This window comes from Pseudomonas sp. GM_Psu_1, from assembly GCF_026544185.1.
GTDB classification, from domain to species: Bacteria; Pseudomonadota; Gammaproteobacteria; order Pseudomonadales; family Pseudomonadaceae; genus Chryseomonas; species Chryseomonas oryzihabitans.
Genome location: NZ_JALNUX010000005.1, coordinates 238,950 through 255,001, shown reverse-complemented (window position 1 = coordinate 255,001; position 16,052 = coordinate 238,950). Strand labels below are relative to the sequence as shown.

At 64.1% G+C, this 16,052-nt stretch carries 15 protein-coding genes and 1 pseudogene; 12 read left to right on the top strand and 4 right to left on the bottom strand.

Annotated elements, in window-relative coordinates:
- Positions 1–26: 26 nt before the first annotated feature.
- On the top strand, positions 27–728 hold the full coding sequence (locus OXS31_RS10750) for a VacJ family lipoprotein (RefSeq protein WP_115945669.1): 702 nt from the start codon (positions 27–29) through the stop codon (positions 726–728).
- Positions 729–784: 56 nt separating this feature from the next.
- Here the strand turns inward: OXS31_RS10750 and OXS31_RS10745 are convergent, their stop codons facing one another.
- Positions 785–1,084, bottom strand: a complete 300-nt coding sequence (locus OXS31_RS10745) for a PilZ domain-containing protein (RefSeq protein ID WP_144944946.1) — start codon at positions 1,082–1,084, stop codon at positions 785–787.
- A gap of 204 nt (positions 1,085–1,288) precedes the next feature.
- Between OXS31_RS10745 and rssB the strand changes: the two genes are divergently transcribed.
- Both rssB and rssC read left to right on the top strand, forming a co-directional pair.
- Positions 1,289–2,473, top strand: a complete 1,185-nt coding sequence (gene rssB / locus OXS31_RS10740; RefSeq protein ID WP_007158389.1) for a two-component system response regulator RssB — start codon at positions 1,289–1,291, stop codon at positions 2,471–2,473.
- Positions 2,470–2,952: an anti-sigma factor antagonist RssC gene (rssC, locus tag OXS31_RS10735; RefSeq protein WP_007158388.1), complete on the top strand. Its 483-nt coding sequence runs from the start codon at positions 2,470–2,472 to the stop codon at positions 2,950–2,952. The genes rssB and rssC overlap by 4 nt, the downstream gene beginning before the upstream one ends.
- A 12-nt stretch (positions 2,953–2,964) precedes the next feature.
- Here the strand turns inward: rssC and tal are convergent, their stop codons facing one another.
- Positions 2,965–3,891: a transaldolase gene (tal, locus tag OXS31_RS10730; protein ID WP_027599427.1), complete on the bottom strand. Its 927-nt coding sequence runs from the start codon at positions 3,889–3,891 to the stop codon at positions 2,965–2,967.
- Positions 3,892–3,938: 47 nt separating this feature from the next.
- Complete coding sequence (gene dusA / locus OXS31_RS10725) at positions 3,939–4,949, bottom strand: tRNA dihydrouridine(20/20a) synthase DusA (protein ID WP_074582425.1); 1,011 nt, start codon at positions 4,947–4,949, stop codon at positions 3,939–3,941.
- A gap of 312 nt (positions 4,950–5,261) precedes the next feature.
- On the opposite strand from dusA, the pseudogene OXS31_RS10720 reads away from it, so the two are divergent.
- Positions 5,262–5,759 (top strand): annotated as a pseudogene (locus OXS31_RS10720) (Presumed portal vertex protein); the annotation flags it as partial.
- A 72-nt stretch (positions 5,760–5,831) separates the two neighbouring features.
- Here OXS31_RS10720 and OXS31_RS10715 read toward each other — a convergent pair.
- Complete coding sequence (locus OXS31_RS10715) at positions 5,832–6,182, bottom strand: hypothetical protein (RefSeq protein ID WP_044343193.1); 351 nt, start codon at positions 6,180–6,182, stop codon at positions 5,832–5,834.
- A 1,095-nt stretch (positions 6,183–7,277) separates the two neighbouring features.
- Here OXS31_RS10715 and OXS31_RS10710 point away from each other — a divergent pair.
- The 8 genes from OXS31_RS10710 to OXS31_RS10675 all read left to right on the top strand — a co-directional run bounded on the left by OXS31_RS10710 (position 7,278) and on the right by OXS31_RS10675 (position 15,671).
- Positions 7,278–7,517: a hypothetical protein gene (locus OXS31_RS10710; RefSeq protein ID WP_267398926.1), complete on the top strand. Its 240-nt coding sequence runs from the start codon at positions 7,278–7,280 to the stop codon at positions 7,515–7,517.
- A gap of 587 nt (positions 7,518–8,104) precedes the next feature.
- Complete coding sequence (locus tag OXS31_RS10705; RefSeq protein ID WP_027599379.1) at positions 8,105–8,845, top strand: response regulator; 741 nt, start codon at positions 8,105–8,107, stop codon at positions 8,843–8,845.
- Positions 8,846–8,847: 2 nt separating this feature from the next.
- A complete protein-coding gene (locus OXS31_RS10700) occupies positions 8,848–9,906 on the top strand; it encodes an ATP-binding protein (RefSeq protein WP_027599378.1) in 1,059 nt (352 codons plus the stop codon).
- Positions 9,907–10,007: 101 nt separating this feature from the next.
- Positions 10,008–10,601, top strand: coding sequence for an EF-hand domain-containing protein (locus OXS31_RS10695; RefSeq protein ID WP_267398925.1), 594 nt, complete (start codon positions 10,008–10,010; stop codon positions 10,599–10,601).
- A gap of 309 nt (positions 10,602–10,910) precedes the next feature.
- Positions 10,911–12,452 carry an ABC transporter substrate-binding protein gene (locus tag OXS31_RS10690; protein WP_267398924.1) on the top strand — a complete coding sequence of 514 codons (1,542 nt, stop codon included), beginning with the start codon at positions 10,911–10,913 and terminating at the stop codon, positions 12,450–12,452.
- Entirely contained in the window at positions 12,449–13,384 is a 936-nt protein-coding gene (locus OXS31_RS10685) for an ABC transporter permease (protein ID WP_074583715.1), read from the top strand. The genes OXS31_RS10690 and OXS31_RS10685 overlap by 4 nt, the downstream gene beginning before the upstream one ends.
- Positions 13,381–14,202: an ABC transporter permease gene (locus tag OXS31_RS10680; protein WP_267398923.1), complete on the top strand. Its 822-nt coding sequence runs from the start codon at positions 13,381–13,383 to the stop codon at positions 14,200–14,202. The genes OXS31_RS10685 and OXS31_RS10680 overlap by 4 nt, the downstream gene beginning before the upstream one ends.
- Positions 14,199–15,671, top strand: a complete 1,473-nt coding sequence (locus OXS31_RS10675) for an ATP-binding cassette domain-containing protein (protein ID WP_267398922.1) — start codon at positions 14,199–14,201, stop codon at positions 15,669–15,671. Before OXS31_RS10680 ends, OXS31_RS10675 begins: the two co-directional genes overlap by 4 nt.
- Positions 15,672–16,052: the final 381 nt, after the last annotated feature.

Sequence of the window (16,052 nt, the reverse complement as noted above, 5' to 3'; positions counted from 1 at the left end):
GTCTGAGTTCAACGAGGAGAGAAGCGATGACGGTCGAGCGACGTGGTTCCAGGGTCTGGGGAGCGCTCCTTGCAACGGCCCTGACGTTTGCCGGTCAGGCGATGGCGGCCGAAGCCGAGAATCCCGATCCCTGGGAAGGCTTCAACCGCAAGATCTTCGTGTTCAACGATACCCTGGACACCTATGCCCTCAAGCCGGTCGCCCAAGGCTATCAGCGCTTCACGCCCGGCTTCGTGCAGACCGGCGTGAGCAACTTCTTCAACAACCTGGGGGATGTGCGCAACCTGGCCAACGATCTGCTGCAAGGCAAGGTCGAGCACGCCGGGGTCGATACCGCGCGCCTGCTGATGAACACCACCCTGGGTGGCCTCGGCCTGGTCGACGTGGCCACCAAGGCCGGCCTGCAGCGCAACGACGAAGATTTCGGCCAAACCCTGGGCAAGTGGGGTGCGAGCAGCGGTCCCTACCTGGTCCTGCCGTTCTTCGGCCCCAGCAGCGTGCGTGACGGCCTCGGTCGCATCCCGGACAGCTACACCAGCGCCTATCCCTATGTGGATGATGTCGCCGTACGCAACAGTGCCTTCGCCCTCAGCACCGTCGACACCCGCGCCGGTTTGCTGCAGGCCGAGCGCCTGATCACCGGCGACAAGTACGTGTTCATTCGCAACGCCTACCTGCAGACCCGTGAGTTCAAGGTCAAGGATGGCCAGGTGGTCGACGACTTCTAGTCCCGGCCCCAATGAAAAAGGCAGCCCAAGGGCTGCCTTTTTTGTAGCCAAAGCGCCTAGCGCATTTCCAGCACCGACAGGCCCAGCAGCTGCTTGCCCGAATCGGTGGCCTGGACCCGCAGGACCTCGGCGTCCGCTTCCAGGCCGGGGAGTTCGGCATGGCTGGAGGGGATGAGCACGGTTACCTTGTCGCCGACCTGCAGGCGGGTGGCGGCCTCGATCTGGAAACCGGTGCTGGACAGATCGACGCAGCGCGCCTCGAAGGAGGCGTCGCCGACCTTCAATACGGCCTGGGAGTCGACGTGCATGCGAATGAAATCGCGCTTTTCACTGTAAGAACGGTCGATGGTACTCATGGCAATCCTACTGCTTGGGAGGATGGAAGGCGGTTTGTTGGAGGTATAAACTCCATAAAGGCACCCTGTAAAGAAATTCCATCCGGTTGGCAAGCTTGAACGCCCCGGTGGATGGGAGTAGTGTCTCCGCCGTGTCGTAATCACCGTGGCCCGTGTCGGATCCTGTCCGCCGGTTTGCCGTTCGGGTGCATGCCTGGATCCTCTATGTCTAATTCGCCTGCCACGCTCTTGATCATTGACGATGACGAGGTGGTTCGCCTCAGTCTCGCCGACTATCTCGAAGACAGTGGCTTCAATGTTCTGCAGGCCAGCAATGGCCAGCAGGGCCTGGAAATGTTCGAGCGCGAACAGCCCGACCTCATCATCTGCGACCTGCGCATGCCGCAGGTCGATGGGCTGACGCTGCTGCGCCGCATCAGCGAGCTGTCCATCGATACGCCGGTGCTGGTGCTGTCCGGCGCCGGCGTCATGAGCGACGTCGTGGAAGCCCTGCGCTTGGGCGCCGCCGATTACCTGATCAAGCCGCTGGAAGACCTGATGGTGCTCGAGCACTCGGTCAACCGCGCCCTGGATCGTGCCCGCCTGCGCCTGGAAAACGATCGCTACCGGGTCAAGCTGGAAAACACCAATCGCGAGCTGCAGGCCAGCCTGAGCCTGTTGCAGGAAGACCAGAACGCCGGACGCCACGTGCAGATGAACATGCTGCCGGTGACGCCCTGGGAAACCGAGGGGCTGAACTTCGCCCACGAGATCATCCCGTCGCTGTACCTGTCCGGCGATTTCGTCGACTACTTTCGCATCGACGAGCACCGCGTCGCCTTCTATCTGGCCGACGTCTCCGGCCATGGCGCCTCGTCGGCCTTCGTGACCGTGCTGCTCAAGTTCATGACCACGCGCCTGCTCTACGAGTCCAAGCGCAACGGCACCCTGCCCGAATTCAAGCCCTCGGATGTGCTCGGCCACATCAACAGGGGTCTACTGGATTGCAAATTGGGCAAGCACGTGACCATGCTGGGTGGCGTCATCGACGAAACCACGGGTACCCTGGCGTACAGCATCGGTGGCCATCTGCCCTTGCCGGTCCTGCATACCCCGGAAGAAACGCGGTTCCTGGTCGGCAAGGGGCTGCCGGTCGGCCTGTTCCAGGAGGCGACCTACAATGACCACCAGATGGATCTGCCCGAGCGTTTCAGCCTGACCCTCTTTTCGGATGGCATCTTCGACCTGCTGCCGGGAGACAATTTGAAAGAGAAAGAACACAGCTTGCCCGACTACGTCCGCCGCGCTGGCGGTACACTGGCAGGCCTGAGCGAAGCCCTGGATCTGGCATCCGTCACCGAGATGCCCGACGATATCGCTTTGCTGGTGTTGAGCAGGAACCTGGCATGAGCACCGGAAAAATCCAATTTGCCGAGCAGGATGGCACCTTCGTCCTGAAGTTTACCGGCGAGGTGCGTCTGACCCTCTGCTCGGCGCTGGACGCGACCATCGAGCACATCTTCTCGTCGCTGAATTTCTCGTCCATCGTCATCGATCTGACCGAGACGCAGAGCATCGACAGCACCACCCTGGGCCTCTTGGCCAAGCTGTCGATCCTGTCGCGGCAGCGCATCGGGCTGCTGCCCATGCTGACCACCAACAACCCGGACATCCTGCGCCTGCTGGATTCCATGGGTTTCGATCAGGTGTTCAATATCGTCGAGACCGTATTGCCTTGCCCGGATTGCCTGACCGACCTGCCACCGCAGGACCAGTCCGAAGCCGAGGTGCGCAGTCGCGTGCTTGAAGCCCATCGAGTGTTGATGGGCCTCAATGAATCCAACCGCAATGCCTTTCGCGATCTGGTCAGTGCCCTCGAAAGGCACTGACCGCGTCAGCTCTTAGCGCTTGCCGGGCAGCAGCACTTCCAGCTTTTCCTGATCGCGCGCGAACTGGCGAATGCCTTCGGCAAGCTTTTCGGTGGCCATGGCGTCTTCGTTGTGCGCCCAGCGGAAGGCCGCCTCGTTCAGCTGCTGCTTGGGCTCACCGCCCTTGCTGTCGGCGGTCAGCACGCGCGGCAGGTCGCCCTGGGCTTCCGACAGCTGCTGCAGCAACTCGGGGCTGATGGTCAGGCGGTCGCAGCCGGCCAACTGCTCGATCTGGTTCAGGTTGCGGAAGCTGGCACCCATCACCACGGTGTCGTAGCCATTGGCCTTGTAGTACTGGTAGATGCGGGTCACGGACTTCACGCCCGGATCTTCGGCGCCTTCGTAGTCACGGCCTTCGGCCTTCTTGTACCAGTCGTAGATGCGACCGACGAAGGGCGAGATCAGGAACACGCCGGCGTCGGCGCACGCGGCGGCCTGGGCGAAGGAGAACAGCAGGGTCAGGTTGGTCTGGATGCCTTCCTTCTCCAGTTGCTCGGCGGCGCGGATGCCTTCCCAGGTGGAGGCGATCTTGATCAGCACGCGATCCTTGCCGATGCCGGCCTTCTCGTACAGCTCGATCAGGCGGTGGGCGCGATCCAGGGTGGCGCTGGTGTCGAAGGACAGGCGCGCGTCCACCTCGGTGGAGATGCGACCAGGGATCAGCTTGAGGATCTCGCCACCGACGGCGACGGCGAAGCGATCGCAGGCCAGGCCGATGTCACCATTGGCGCCGCTGAAGGCGGCCTGCAGGTGTTCTTCGTAGCGGGGCAGGGCAGCGGCCTTGAGCAGCAGCGAGGGGTTGGTGGTGGCGTCGTAGGGCTTGAGGCGGGCGATGGCGTCCAGATCGCCGGTATCGGCGACGACCGTGGTGTATTGCTTGAGTTGTTCCAGCTTGCTCATGGCAGGTCTTTCCTTCGGTTAGCGAATGGACATCGTGGAGACGTGACTCAGTGGCCCCTGAGAAGTTCAGTGGCCTCGTCATACAGGCGCAGCGGTTCAGGGCTGCGATGCAGATCGGTGGACAGCAGTTGACGGAAGCGCCGCGCGCCGGGGAACCCCTGCGCCAGGCCCAGGATATGGCGAGTGACATGGTGAATGAGACCACCCTGTTGCAGGTGCGCCTCGACATAGGGCCGCAACTGCAGCATGACGTCGTGGCGGGTCTGTTGCGGACGGTCGCAGCCGTAGAGCGCCGCGTCCACCTCGGCCAGCAGGTAGGGATTCTGATAGGCCTCGCGACCCAGCATCACCCCGTCGAACACCTCCAGCTGCTCGCGGCAGGTGTCCAGGGTCTTGATGCCGCCATTCAGGATGAACTCGAGATCCGGAAAATCCTGTACCAGCTGCGCAGCCACGTCGTAGCGCAGCGGCGGGATCTCGCGATTCTGCTTGGGCGACAGCCCTTCGAGGATGGCGATGCGCGCATGCACGGTGAAGCTGCGGCAACCGGCCTCGGCGACCTGGCCGACGAAATCCCGCAGGGCGTCGTAGCTGTCCCGCCCGGAGATGCCGATGCGGTGCTTGACCGTCACCGGAATGGCCACGGCATCGCGCATCGCCTTGACGCTGTCGGCCACCCGCTCGGGATAGGCCATCAGGCAGGCGCCGATCATGTTGTTCTGCACCCGGTCGCTGGGGCAGCCGACATTCAGATTGATCTCGTCATACCCCGCCTGCTCACCCAGCCGCGCCGCGGCCGCCAGCTCGGCCGGCACGCTGCCCCCCAGCTGCAGCGCCAGGGGATGCTCGGTTTCGTCATGACGCAGGAATCTCTGGGCGTCGCCATGCAGCAGGGCGCCGGTGGTGACCATCTCGGTATAGAGCAGGGCGTGCTGGGACAGCAGGCGATGGAAATAGCGGCAGTGACGATCCGTCCAGTCCATCATGGGCGCCACGGAAAAGCGGCGGGAAGGCTCAGGGCGCGTGGTTGCTGGGTTTGAGGCGGTTTCGGCAAGCATCTCGGTACGTCTGTGTGGAGCCTGTTCACTACCTTGCAGTCGCTTCGGTAAAGCGGTAGCTGCAAAGGTCGCAAGCGCAAGGAGCATGAGTTGAATCGGAAGGAGACCGCTGGCGGTTCGTAGCCAAAAGAAGGCGGAATGGGCGTCGCGGTCCGGGTCCGCAGCATGCGGAAGTTCAAGGCTGAGTCTATCAGGAAAGCCCAGGCTTCGACGGTAGGCCTAAAGTCGTGGTTGGCATCCTTCGACGTGGTATGCACAAGTTCGTTTTGATCACTGCCAATCTTGTACGGGACATCGCTCACGCAGTCCGCCGCCGCTATGCAGCCGGCACTGCAGAGCGAGTCGGCTACGCTGTTCCGCCGCGCGTACTAATACAACGGCAACCACACCGGCTTCATCTTTTACATGACCGACGCGGCGCAGAAGGAGGAAGACATCGACTCCCTGCGCACCGCATTGCGCTCGGCCAAGGGCCCGGGCAACTTCCGCAACCTCTTCGTCTACGCGCCCAACGGCAAGAAGGACGGCATCCAGTTGATCCCGGTCAGCGAGGTGGCGGCGAAGGACGAGTTCAACTCGATCAAGGGCATCACGCGCGATGACATGCTCGCTGGCCTGCGAATCCCTCCGCAGCTGATGGGCACCGTGCCTCAGAACGCGGGTGGATTTGGCTCGATTAAGGAGGCAGCGGAAGTGTGCGCCGCCAACGAACTGGAGCCGCTGCAGGCGCGGCTGGCTCAGGTCAATGATTGGCTGGGGGAGGAGGTGATCCGCTTCCGGCAGTATGAGTTGCTCAACACTAGAGACTAAGATCTTTGCAAGGATCTAGTCTGTCGCGATAATGATTTTACCCGCTCGGATTTATCAATCTGAACCAAACGCTCAGACAGGCTCACGTTGCTCCAGCATTAATCGCAACTGCCTCGCATCGCGTCGCTCAAGTCGCTGCTTGCGGTTACGCAGTTGCAGACCCAGAGCGTCATCACCTCTGGCCGTTTCTACCGTCTGCGCCTGACGCTCAAAATCCTGAAGGATGAGATCCCATCGCTCGCAGATTGCCCTTTCGCCACCTGTGTCCTGCCGCTTGCGGTAGATGATTGCGGCGCGCACGAAAACGAACGGATCAGGGCAGCGACGGTGTCCTGCAGGCTGACTGAAATAGTCGTGCTCGCGTTGCAGACAATTGTCCAACAGGACCTGCAGGTTGCCGATACCGCTCAGGAAGAAGGACATATTTTTTCCTCGGATGCCCCATTAGGGGCCAGATGATTGCCGCTATTGGCATCGCACCACCGCCGTACAGGCATAGACCATTGCATCTTCGCGGCGCTGGATAAGTTTCGTTGCCAGCCAAGAGAGGAACGGCAAAGACCTGGCCGAAGGGCCGCCAGGGGTTTCGTATCAGCGGTTCAAAGGGTCGCCTGCACCGGCTTGGTCATCGACTTCACCCACATCGACATCTTCATCTTCATCTGCATCCGTCCTTCCTGGAACACCAAGGTCGTCGGGACTTGTCGGTTCAGTAGGATCGGGCTCGACGGCCTGTGCCGATAATTGCTTGAGCTGCTCCTTCCGCGACTGGTTGGCCAAGTGAAGACTGTTGATGGAGCTCTGAAGCACCGACAGTGGAACGGTTGTGCGAGGGCTTACGCCTGGCGGCCCTATTCGGGCCCAGCTACGCATTTCGATAATCATCGGGCTACCTCTCGAGGAGGCCAGAATGGCCTCAGGCATGGGAGGTCGGTCCTAATCTTACGTTCAGTGGCCACTATCACCATCGGTCCGATGAGCAACCAGCGACCGGTCGGGAGGGTAAGTACCAGCGAATCAATCGGCCAAAAGGATGAAATAGGTCTGCGCTGAACCGAGCCTGCAAAGAGTCCGCGGAAGATGAATGATCCGCCAAGTTGGGTGAGCGATGCGGGGCTGCGCGCGCCGTCGTCCCCCCGCCACGCCTGCGGGCTAAATGGGTCGCTTTTTCTGCAGCCCTGCACCAGGCGCCGGCCAGCGCCACCACTAGGGCGGGACATGATCACGGCCAGCTAAGTACACCTGCGGATCCCTGCACCACCAATGGCTTTTATTGCTGATCCAGTTCGTTCTCAAGGTCCGCGGCCAGCAGGCACATCGAGCTGATGTCCAGCACCTCCCTTGCGCTCGTTGAAAGGTAAGCGGATCGATTTCGGGTCTTGTCCGTGACGCTGATCCGGATGGCTCCAAGGCTTGACTCCTGTACTGAAAGGTCGACCTGGTAATGCCATGGGAAAAAGCCTTTGACGTAGGCCTTCGTTCTACTGCTTTGCACTTAAGCACCTGTTTGGTAGGCCTATGAATACGGACAGTCTGCGCTTACCAGGCGCGCTTCGTTCAAGCGAGATCGGCTTGAAATACGGCGGAAATTCCAGAGAGGGCTGGGGCGCTGTTACCGCCGTTCCTGAGCCCATCCAACTCGCTACAACCCGCGCCACGCCTGGCCTGCAGCCTTTGTGGGCTACTGTTACGGCACTGTTCCCGCCAGCGTTCCCGTTTTATAAGTATCTGATTTTCATGGATTTAATTTTTTTTTAATCGTAATAGTGAGGTTTGTTACTGGGGAACGGTGAAATTACGCAGCTGGAACAGTAAGACCAATCGCTGGAAGCCGCACAGCACAAGGGCTCCAAGGGCATTAGAGAAAGCGGGAACAGAAATAACGATATCCCCTGGCCTGAACATAAATCGGGGATGGCACCCAATTAGCGCGATAAACGTCCGTCGCTCGCTCTTACGCACCCGCACGTTCACAGACGCTCACGGTCTGGCGTTTAAGCATTGGCTGAGGTGTCGACTAGCAGGCTGGAATGGAGGGTAGAAGAGGGCGAAAAAGAGGGACTTGGAGAGGTCAGTGCTACAAATTTGCTACGAAGCCAAACGGGAGGCTCTAGAAGCCGCGCCAGACGGGCGTTTCAGCTTGAGTCGGCCCGATCCATCATAGGTCGAGCAGAAAGGCCAAGCTGTCTGTAACGCATACTGGATGGGTGGCAGCTTCGAGTACGGACCCAGGGTATCCGGCTCTTGACCACCTTTACACAAGCCTACATGCCAGGCCGTAGCTGCCCTGCAGGCTGAGCGGCTAGCATGCACGTCCAGATCGTCCGACTGTTCAGGTACCCCCGATGTCTCTGTCATCCGAATCCCCGCGCTGGACCTCGCGCATCCTGCTGGTGGATGACGATCCGGCGATCCGCGAGTTGATCTGCGGCTATCTGGCGCGCTTCAGCATCAACGCCCGCGGGGTGGGTGATGGCCTGGAGATGCGCCGGGCGCTGGCGGAGGAGGCCTTCGACCTGGTGGTGCTGGATCTGATGCTGCCGGGAGAGGATGGGCTTTCCCTCTGTCGTTCGCTGCGGCGCGACAGCGGCATTCCCATCCTGATGCTGACCGCCCAGTGCGAGCCGGCGGATCGCATCATCGGCCTGGAGCTGGGCGCCGACGACTATATGGCCAAACCTTTCGAGCCCCGGGAGCTGGTGGCGCGGATCCAGTCGGTGCTGCGGCGGACCCAGGATGGCCGCGTGCCCCAGCGCAAGGCGCCGCGGACCAGTGTCAGCTTCGATGGCTGGAAGCTCGACGGCGTCCTGCACCAGCTGCATTCGCCGGCCGGGGTGATGGTGCCCCTGTCCAATGCCGAGGTACGGCTGCTGTGGGTGTTCATCGAGCAGCCGCGCCAGGTGCTGAGCCGCGAGCAACTGCTCGATGCGACCCGCGGGCGGGCGATCGAGGCTTTCGATCGCAGCATCGATCTACAGGTGTCGCGGTTGCGCAGCAAGCTGGGTGATGACCCGCGGGCGCCGCAGTTGATCAAGACCGTGCGCGGCGAAGGCTATCTGTTCGATGCCAGGCAGATAGGGCACTAGCCGTGCGCCGCCTGGATACCCTGTTCGCCCGCCTGTTCGGGGTCTTTCTGCTGGCCATCCTGCTGGGCCATCTGCTGGCCTTTTTCTGGTTTCGGCATGGCCTCGGCGAGCGACCGCCGCCCCCGCCGCCGCCCATGGAGGGCGAGGCCGGCTTCGATCGGCCACCTCCGCCCGGGCCTTTCCCGCACCGGGAACCCGGCGTGTGGCGGCACATCGAGTGGTTTCTCGGCGGCCCGCTGATCTTCCAGCTGGGCTCGCTGGTGATCGCCGCCTGGCTCGGGGCGCGCCTGTTGACCCGGCCGCTGCGCCAGCTGACCGAGACCGCCGAGCACCTGAGTCACAACCTCGACGGTTCGCCCATTCCCGTCACCGGGCCTTGGGAGACCCGCGAGGCCGCACGGGCGCTCAATCGCATGCACCAGCATCTGCTCGAACAGCTCCAGCAGCGCGGGCGCATGCTCACGGCCATCTCCCATGACCTGCGCACGCCCCTGGCGCGGGTGAAGCTGCGCATCGAGGACATCGACGATCCGCGCCTGCACGCCCGGGTCAGCCAGGACGTGGACGACATGATCGAGTTGCTCGACGGCACCCTGAGGTACCTGCGCGAACAGCACCGCCAGGAGCGCCCCATCCTCTGCGACGTCCAGGCGCTGGTCGAGGCCATGGCCGAAGACGCGGCCGAGGAGGGCGCCCAGGTCGCTGTCCAGGGCAGCTGCCAGCCGCTGAAGGTGGCGCCCATGGCGCTGCGCTCCTGCCTGGGCAATCTGCTGCAGAATGCCCTGCGCTACGCCGGCCAGGCGGAGATCCGCCTGAGCGAGCAGCCGGAGCGGCTGATCATCTCCATCCTCGACCGCGGGCCTGGGATACCAGCCCAATATCGGGAAGCGGTGTTCGAACCCTTTTATCGCCTGGAGGGCTCGCGCAACCGATCCTCCGGTGGGACCGGACTGGGGCTGGCCATCGCCCGGGAAGCGGCGGCGCACATGGGCGGCGAGCTGACCCTCGGCGAAACCCCCGGCGGCGGCCTGACCTGCCAGGTGGTGCTGCCCCGCCCCTGATGTATCGCCCGGCATACAAAGTGACCAAACGGCCGACATCTACCCGGCGGATACTGGGAGGCGCGGAACACTGATGTCCGCATTTCCCGGGAGAGACATCCATGATCAGCGGAATAGGCAGTGGCTACTCCAGCTACTACAGCAGTGCCAGCGCGATCAAAGGCACTGGCGCGACAGCGTCCGGCAGTAGCGTCAGCGGCAGCGAAGATGGTAATCCGTTGAAGAGGCTGTTCGGCAAGCTCGACAGCGATGGCGACGGCTCCATCAGCAAGAGCGAACTCACCACCGCCGCCAGCGCGGCGAGCGATACCCAGACGGATACCGACGAGAGCGGGGATATCGACGTCGACAAGCTGCTCGGCATGCTCGACCAGGATGGCGATGGCAGCGTCGGCGAAAGCGAATTCGCCTCGGCCTTCGCGCCGCCGCCGGGTGGACCCCTGGGGCAGAGGGGCACCGAAGAATCCAGCGATTCCAGCATCGCCGGCCTGGGCGGTTCAGCGCCTCCGCGCATGCCGCCGCCACCGCCACCGCAGGGGGCGAGCGGGCAAGGGGACAGCGAGGCCGATTCCAGCACTCAGGACGCGTCGAGCCCCTACACGCAACTGGTCCAGGCGGTGTTGCGCCAGTACCAGAGCATCGGCAGCAACGGCAGCAGCACTGTCGCGGGCAGCACCTTGAACGTGGCCGCCTGAGCAAAGATTGGCAGCGCAGGGCAGGGCGGCCAGGGGCCGTCCGGTCCATGCACTCAGACGGCACTCGACTTCCTGCACGACTCCGCATGCCTCCAATGGCGCTCACGCGAGCCTTCGGCCAGGTGAATTCCGCGTCGCTCTCTGACGAAGCTCCTCAGCAAATTCTCCAGCTGTTTCAAGATGTTGCCATCACCAGCTGGCCTTGGATTCTCACGAAAACGTTATGATATAACGTGCGACTTCATTGGCTTGGCCGATGCCCAGCTATCGGCGGCGGGTATCGGCGCTTTCGCTCTGCTAAGGACTGTCATGCCTGTATCCCGCTCCCTTCGCCTGGTGCTGACCGCTTCGGCCCTGGCGACCCTAGTCGCCTTCGTGCCACCGCTGTCCAGCGCTGAAGAACGCGTCTTCGACGTAGTCGGCCCTTTCGAGATCGGTGGGCTGGACCCGTCGATTTCCGGTTTCGTCTTCCAGCGCATGCAGATCACCGAGACCCTGCTCGAAGCCGATGCCCAGGGTAAGCCGATTCCCGGACTGGCAGAGCGCTGGACCGAATCGGCGGATGGCCTGACCTGGCGACTCGCCCTGCGCCAGGGGGTGAAATTCCATGACGGCAGCGCGCTCACGGCCAAGGCCGCGGCGGCTGCCCTCGATGCGGCGCGGGGCAAGCCGGGGGTGCTCAAGCAGGCGGGCATCGAGTCGGTCATCGCCGAGGGCAACGAAGTGGTGATCCGGCTGGCGAAACCCTTCAAGCCCCTGCTGGCACTGCTGGCGCATTCCTCCACCAATATCCTGGCGCCGGCCGCCTATGACGCCGAAGGCAAGGTGCAGAAGATCATCGGCACGGGGCCGTACCGGCTGACCCTGCTGGAACCGCCGCAGCGCCTGGCCGCCGAACGTTTCGAAGGCTACTGGGGCGCCAAGCCGGAGATCGCCCGGACAACCTACCTGGCCGCCGGCCGCGGTGAGACCCGCACCCTGATGGCCGAGAGCGGCGATGCCGAGCTGGTGTTCCAGCTCGACCCGCCCAGCATCGCCCGCCTCAAGCGCTCCAGCAGCCTAAAGGTGCTGATCGAGCCAGTCCCGCGGGTGGTGTTGCTGACCCCGAACTCCGGCGCTGGTGCCACGGCGCCGGTCGAGGTCCGGCAGGCGCTCAGCCTGGCCATCCAGCGCGACGGCGTCGCTGCCGCCGTGTTGCGGGCGCCGGGTACCGGGGCGACCCAGTTGTTCGCGAAGAACGTGCCCGCCTGGCACGACCCCGCGCTGGCGCCGCTCGCCTACGATCCGGCGGCGTCACGCAAGCTGCTGGCGGGGCAGGGCTGGACCCCCGGCGCCGATGGCATCCTGCAAAAGGACGGCACGCCACTCAGGCTCAAGCTGCTGACCTACTCTGATAGACCCGAGCTGCCGCTGATCGCCACCGCCCTGCAGGCGCAGTTGCGCGAGGTGGGTGTGGACGTAGAGGTCGCGGTGCAGAACTCCAGCGCCATCCCGGCCGCGCACAACGATGGGTCGCTGCAACTGGCGCTCTATGGCCGCAACTTCGCCTTGGTGCCGGATCCCCTGGTCACTTTGCTCAATGACTTCAGCCATGGCGGCGCCGAATGGGGGCCGCTGGGCTGGCAGAACCCGGCCTTCGACCAGGCCCTGGCCACGCTGCTGGCCAGTGATGATCCGGCCGAGCAACAGCGCCAGCGCTATGCCGCCATGGCCCAGGTGCAAAAGGATCTGCCGGTGATTCCGGTGGCCTGGTACCGCCAGACGATGGCCGTCTCCAATGCCGTCGAAGGCGCTGCCATCGATCCCTTCGAGCGTACCTTTGGCCTGAGCACGCTGCGGTGGGCCCAATGACCCGGCTGCTCGCCTTTCGCCTGCTGCAGGCGGTCCTGGTCGCCCTGCTGGTTGGCGGTCTCACCTTCCTGTTCATGAACCTGCTGCCGGGCGATGCCGCCTACCGCATCGCCGCCGGACGCTACGGCTATGACCTGGTGGATACCGCCGCGGCCGAGGCGGTGCGGGCCGAGCTGAATCTGGATCAACCGTTGCTGTGGCGTTTCTTCGCCTGGATCGGCGATCTGCTGACCCTGGATCTCGGTCATTCGCTGGTCTCCGGCAAGCCGGTGATGGACGTCGTCGCCCACGAACTGGGCAGCTCCATCCGTTTGGCCATCGGCGCCGTGTGCCTGTCGCTGCTGCTGGGTCCGCCGCTGGGCGTGATGGCCGGTCTGCGCCCGGGCGGCCTGCTGGACCGCGGCCTGCTGGTGCTGACCACGGCGATCCGCGCACTGCCGCAATTCGTCCTGGGCGTGATCTTCGTGCTGCTGTTCGCCATCTCCTGGCAACTGTTTCCGGCGGCCGGCCACGGTACCTTCTGGCACAGCGTCCTGCCCACGCTGACCCTGGCGCTGGGACTGGCCGCGGTGTCGTCGCGGGTCGCCCGAGATGCCACGGTGGAGGTGGCCGCATCCGCCTACTACCGCTTCGGCCGCCTCAAGGGCCTGAGAGGCGCTGGCGTCTTCCTCCGCCATGGCCTGCGCAATATCGGCGTGCCGGTGGTGACCTACCTGGGCGTGCAGCTGGTGTATCTCATCGAAGGCGTGGTGGTGGTGGAGACGCTGTTCGCCTGGCCGGGCATCGGCCACGGCCTGGTCCACGCCATCGTCCAGCGCGACGTGCCCATGGTGCAGGGCACCGCCCTGGCGATGGGGCTGCTGTTCGTCATCCTCAATACCCTGGTCGATCTTGCCAACCACCTGATCGATCCGCGTGGGAGAGCCTCATGAATCTCGACGCTACCGTCGCTTCGGCGGCGCCTCCGGTCAAATCCTCCGCGCGTGGGCTCGGCCTGGGTCTGCTGGCGGCCCTGATTGCCTTCGCCATCCTCACGCCGCTGCTCTGGCCGGGCGACATCGCCCGCCAGGACTATGAGGCGATCCTCGCGGCGCCCAGCAGCGCCTATCCGCTAGGCACCGATCACCTGGGTCGCGACATGCTGGCGCGGCTGGCGGTCGCCGTCCGCTTCTCGCTGGGCCTGGCTTTCATCAGCGTCTGCACCGCCGCCATTCCCGGCGTGCTGCTGGGCATCCTGGCCGCCTGGAAGGGCGGGCTGGTCGACAAGCTGCTGGGCGGCCTGGCCGAGCTGTTCCTGGCCCTGCCGGGCCTGCTGCTGGTGCTGCTGATCGTCGCGGTGTTTCCCGGCTCCTTCGTCGCCCTCTACAGCGCCGTTGCCCTGGTGCTCTGGGTGGAGTACTTCCGCATGACCCGGGCGCTGGCGCGCACCGTGCTGGCCTCGCCGGCGGTGGCCGCCAGCGGGCTGCTGGGCTTCGGTCCCGTCTACATCGTCCGCCGCCATCTCTGGCCGCAGCTGGCGCCGGTACTCCTGACCATCGCCGCCTTTGGCGCGGCTTCGACCATCATGGCCATCGCCGCTCTGGGCTTCGTCAGCATCGGCGTACGCCCGCCCACCGCCGAGCTAGGGCTGATGATCACCGAGTTGCTGCCCTATTACGCCGAGGCACCGCGGGTGATCGCCCTGCCGATCCTGGCGATCTTCCTGACCGTGCTGTCGCTGCTGCTCATCACCGGAGGCCGCAAGCCATGACCGCCTTGCTCACCACCACGGCGCTGGAGATCCGTACCGCTGATACCCAGCTGGTGGAACCGCTGTCCATCCGCCTGGCGCCGGGTCAGGTGTTGTCGATCATCGGCGAGACCGGCTCGGGCAAGAGCCTGTTCGCCCAGGGCGTCGTCGGCAATCTGCCAGCGGGGCTAGAGGCCCACGGGCAGATAGGCCTGGCGGACGGCTTCAGCGAAGAAGGCCGCCAGAGCGGTCGCCGGACGCATTGGGGCAGGGGGCTCGCGGTGCTGCCCCAGGAGCCCTGGCTAAGCCTGGACCCGACCATGCGGGCGCTGTCCCAGGTCGCCGAGACCTATACCCAGGTGGTGGGCATCGGTCGGACCGAAGCCCGCGACAGGGCCAGCGCGGATCTGGCGCGGCTGGGCCTGGCCGGCGCCGAGCGCAAGTATCCCTTCCAGCTGTCCGGGGGCATGGCCCAGCGCCTGGCCTTCGCCGCCACCCATGCCGGCGGCTCGCCGGTGCTGATCGCCGACGAGCCCACCAAGGGGCTGGATCGCGACCGCATCGACGAGGTCATCGACCTGCTCAAGGCCATGCTCGCCGAAGGCGGCAGCCTGCTCATCATCACCCACGACCTGGAAGTGGCGCGCCGGCTGGGTGGCGAGGTGATGATCATGCTCAAGGGACGGGTCATCGAAGCCGGTCCGGCCGAGCAGGTGCTGGGCCAGCCGCAGCATGCCTATACCCGCCAGCTGCTGGCCGCCGATCCCGCGCGGTGGCCAAGACGTCCGTCGCGGCCCCTTACCGGCGAAGCCGTGGTCGCGGTGGAAGGGCTCGCCGCCCAGCGCGGTGGCAGGCAGCTGTTCGAGGAGTTGTCCTTTACCGTCCGGCCCGGGGAAATCCTCGGCGTGACCGGGCCGTCGGGCTGTGGCAAGTCGACCCTGGGCGACATCCTGCTCGGCCTGGCCACACCCGGCGCCGGGACGATCCGCCGTCAGCCGGGGCTCGGTCGCTTCGCCTTTCAGAAGCTGCACCAGGATCCGGTGGCCGCCTTCGCGCCTTCGGTGACCATCCGCCAACTGCTAACGGATCTGGTGCGACTGCATCGGCTGGATGCGACGCGCATCGGTCGGCTGATGCAGCGCCTGCGCCTCGACGAGCGCCTGCTGGATCGACTGCCCGGCAACATTTCCGGCGGTGAGCTGCAGCGCTTTTCCCTGCTGCGGGTGCTCCTGCTCGATCCGGCGCTGATCTTTGCCGACGAACCCAGCTCGCGGCTGGATCTCATCACCCAGAAGGAGATGATCGAGCTGCTGGTTGAAACCGCCGATGAATCTGGAACCGCCATCCTCCTGGTCAGCCATGACGAGGACCTGGTGAATGCCGTCGCCGATCGGCGTATCCATCTGGCAGATCCGGCGCTTGCGCGGAGTCTGGTGGATCGGCAATCCCGTTCCAGGGTGATGGAGGTGGTCTCCACCGCTCAGGAATAGGGTTTTCGCCGGCATCCCTCGGCGCCGGCTTCACCCTCCCAGCCAAGAGCGCCTCCTGACACCCGGCGGCCACAGTCGCGTGTTGCGTGCAACGGCCGTGGCTAACAGCCCTGGGTAGCGGGCAGGAGGTGGCCACACCCTGCTTCGAGCGCCGCAGATTCAACTTGGTATTACTTTATTGCAAGTTGCCGGTAATGCGCTTTGGGTCAGTTTGAGCGGAATCTCGGTTGGCGGCACAACCACTGGGCGACTTGATCTAGGTTTTTCGTCGACCTTTGTTTGGTTGGGGCGTCCACTGCGAAGTTCGTAAGTTTCCGCTGTTCAATTAAGGCATTCTTATAATACGTCCGCTTTTTATCGTCAGTGCTAGTTGGTTGTCAG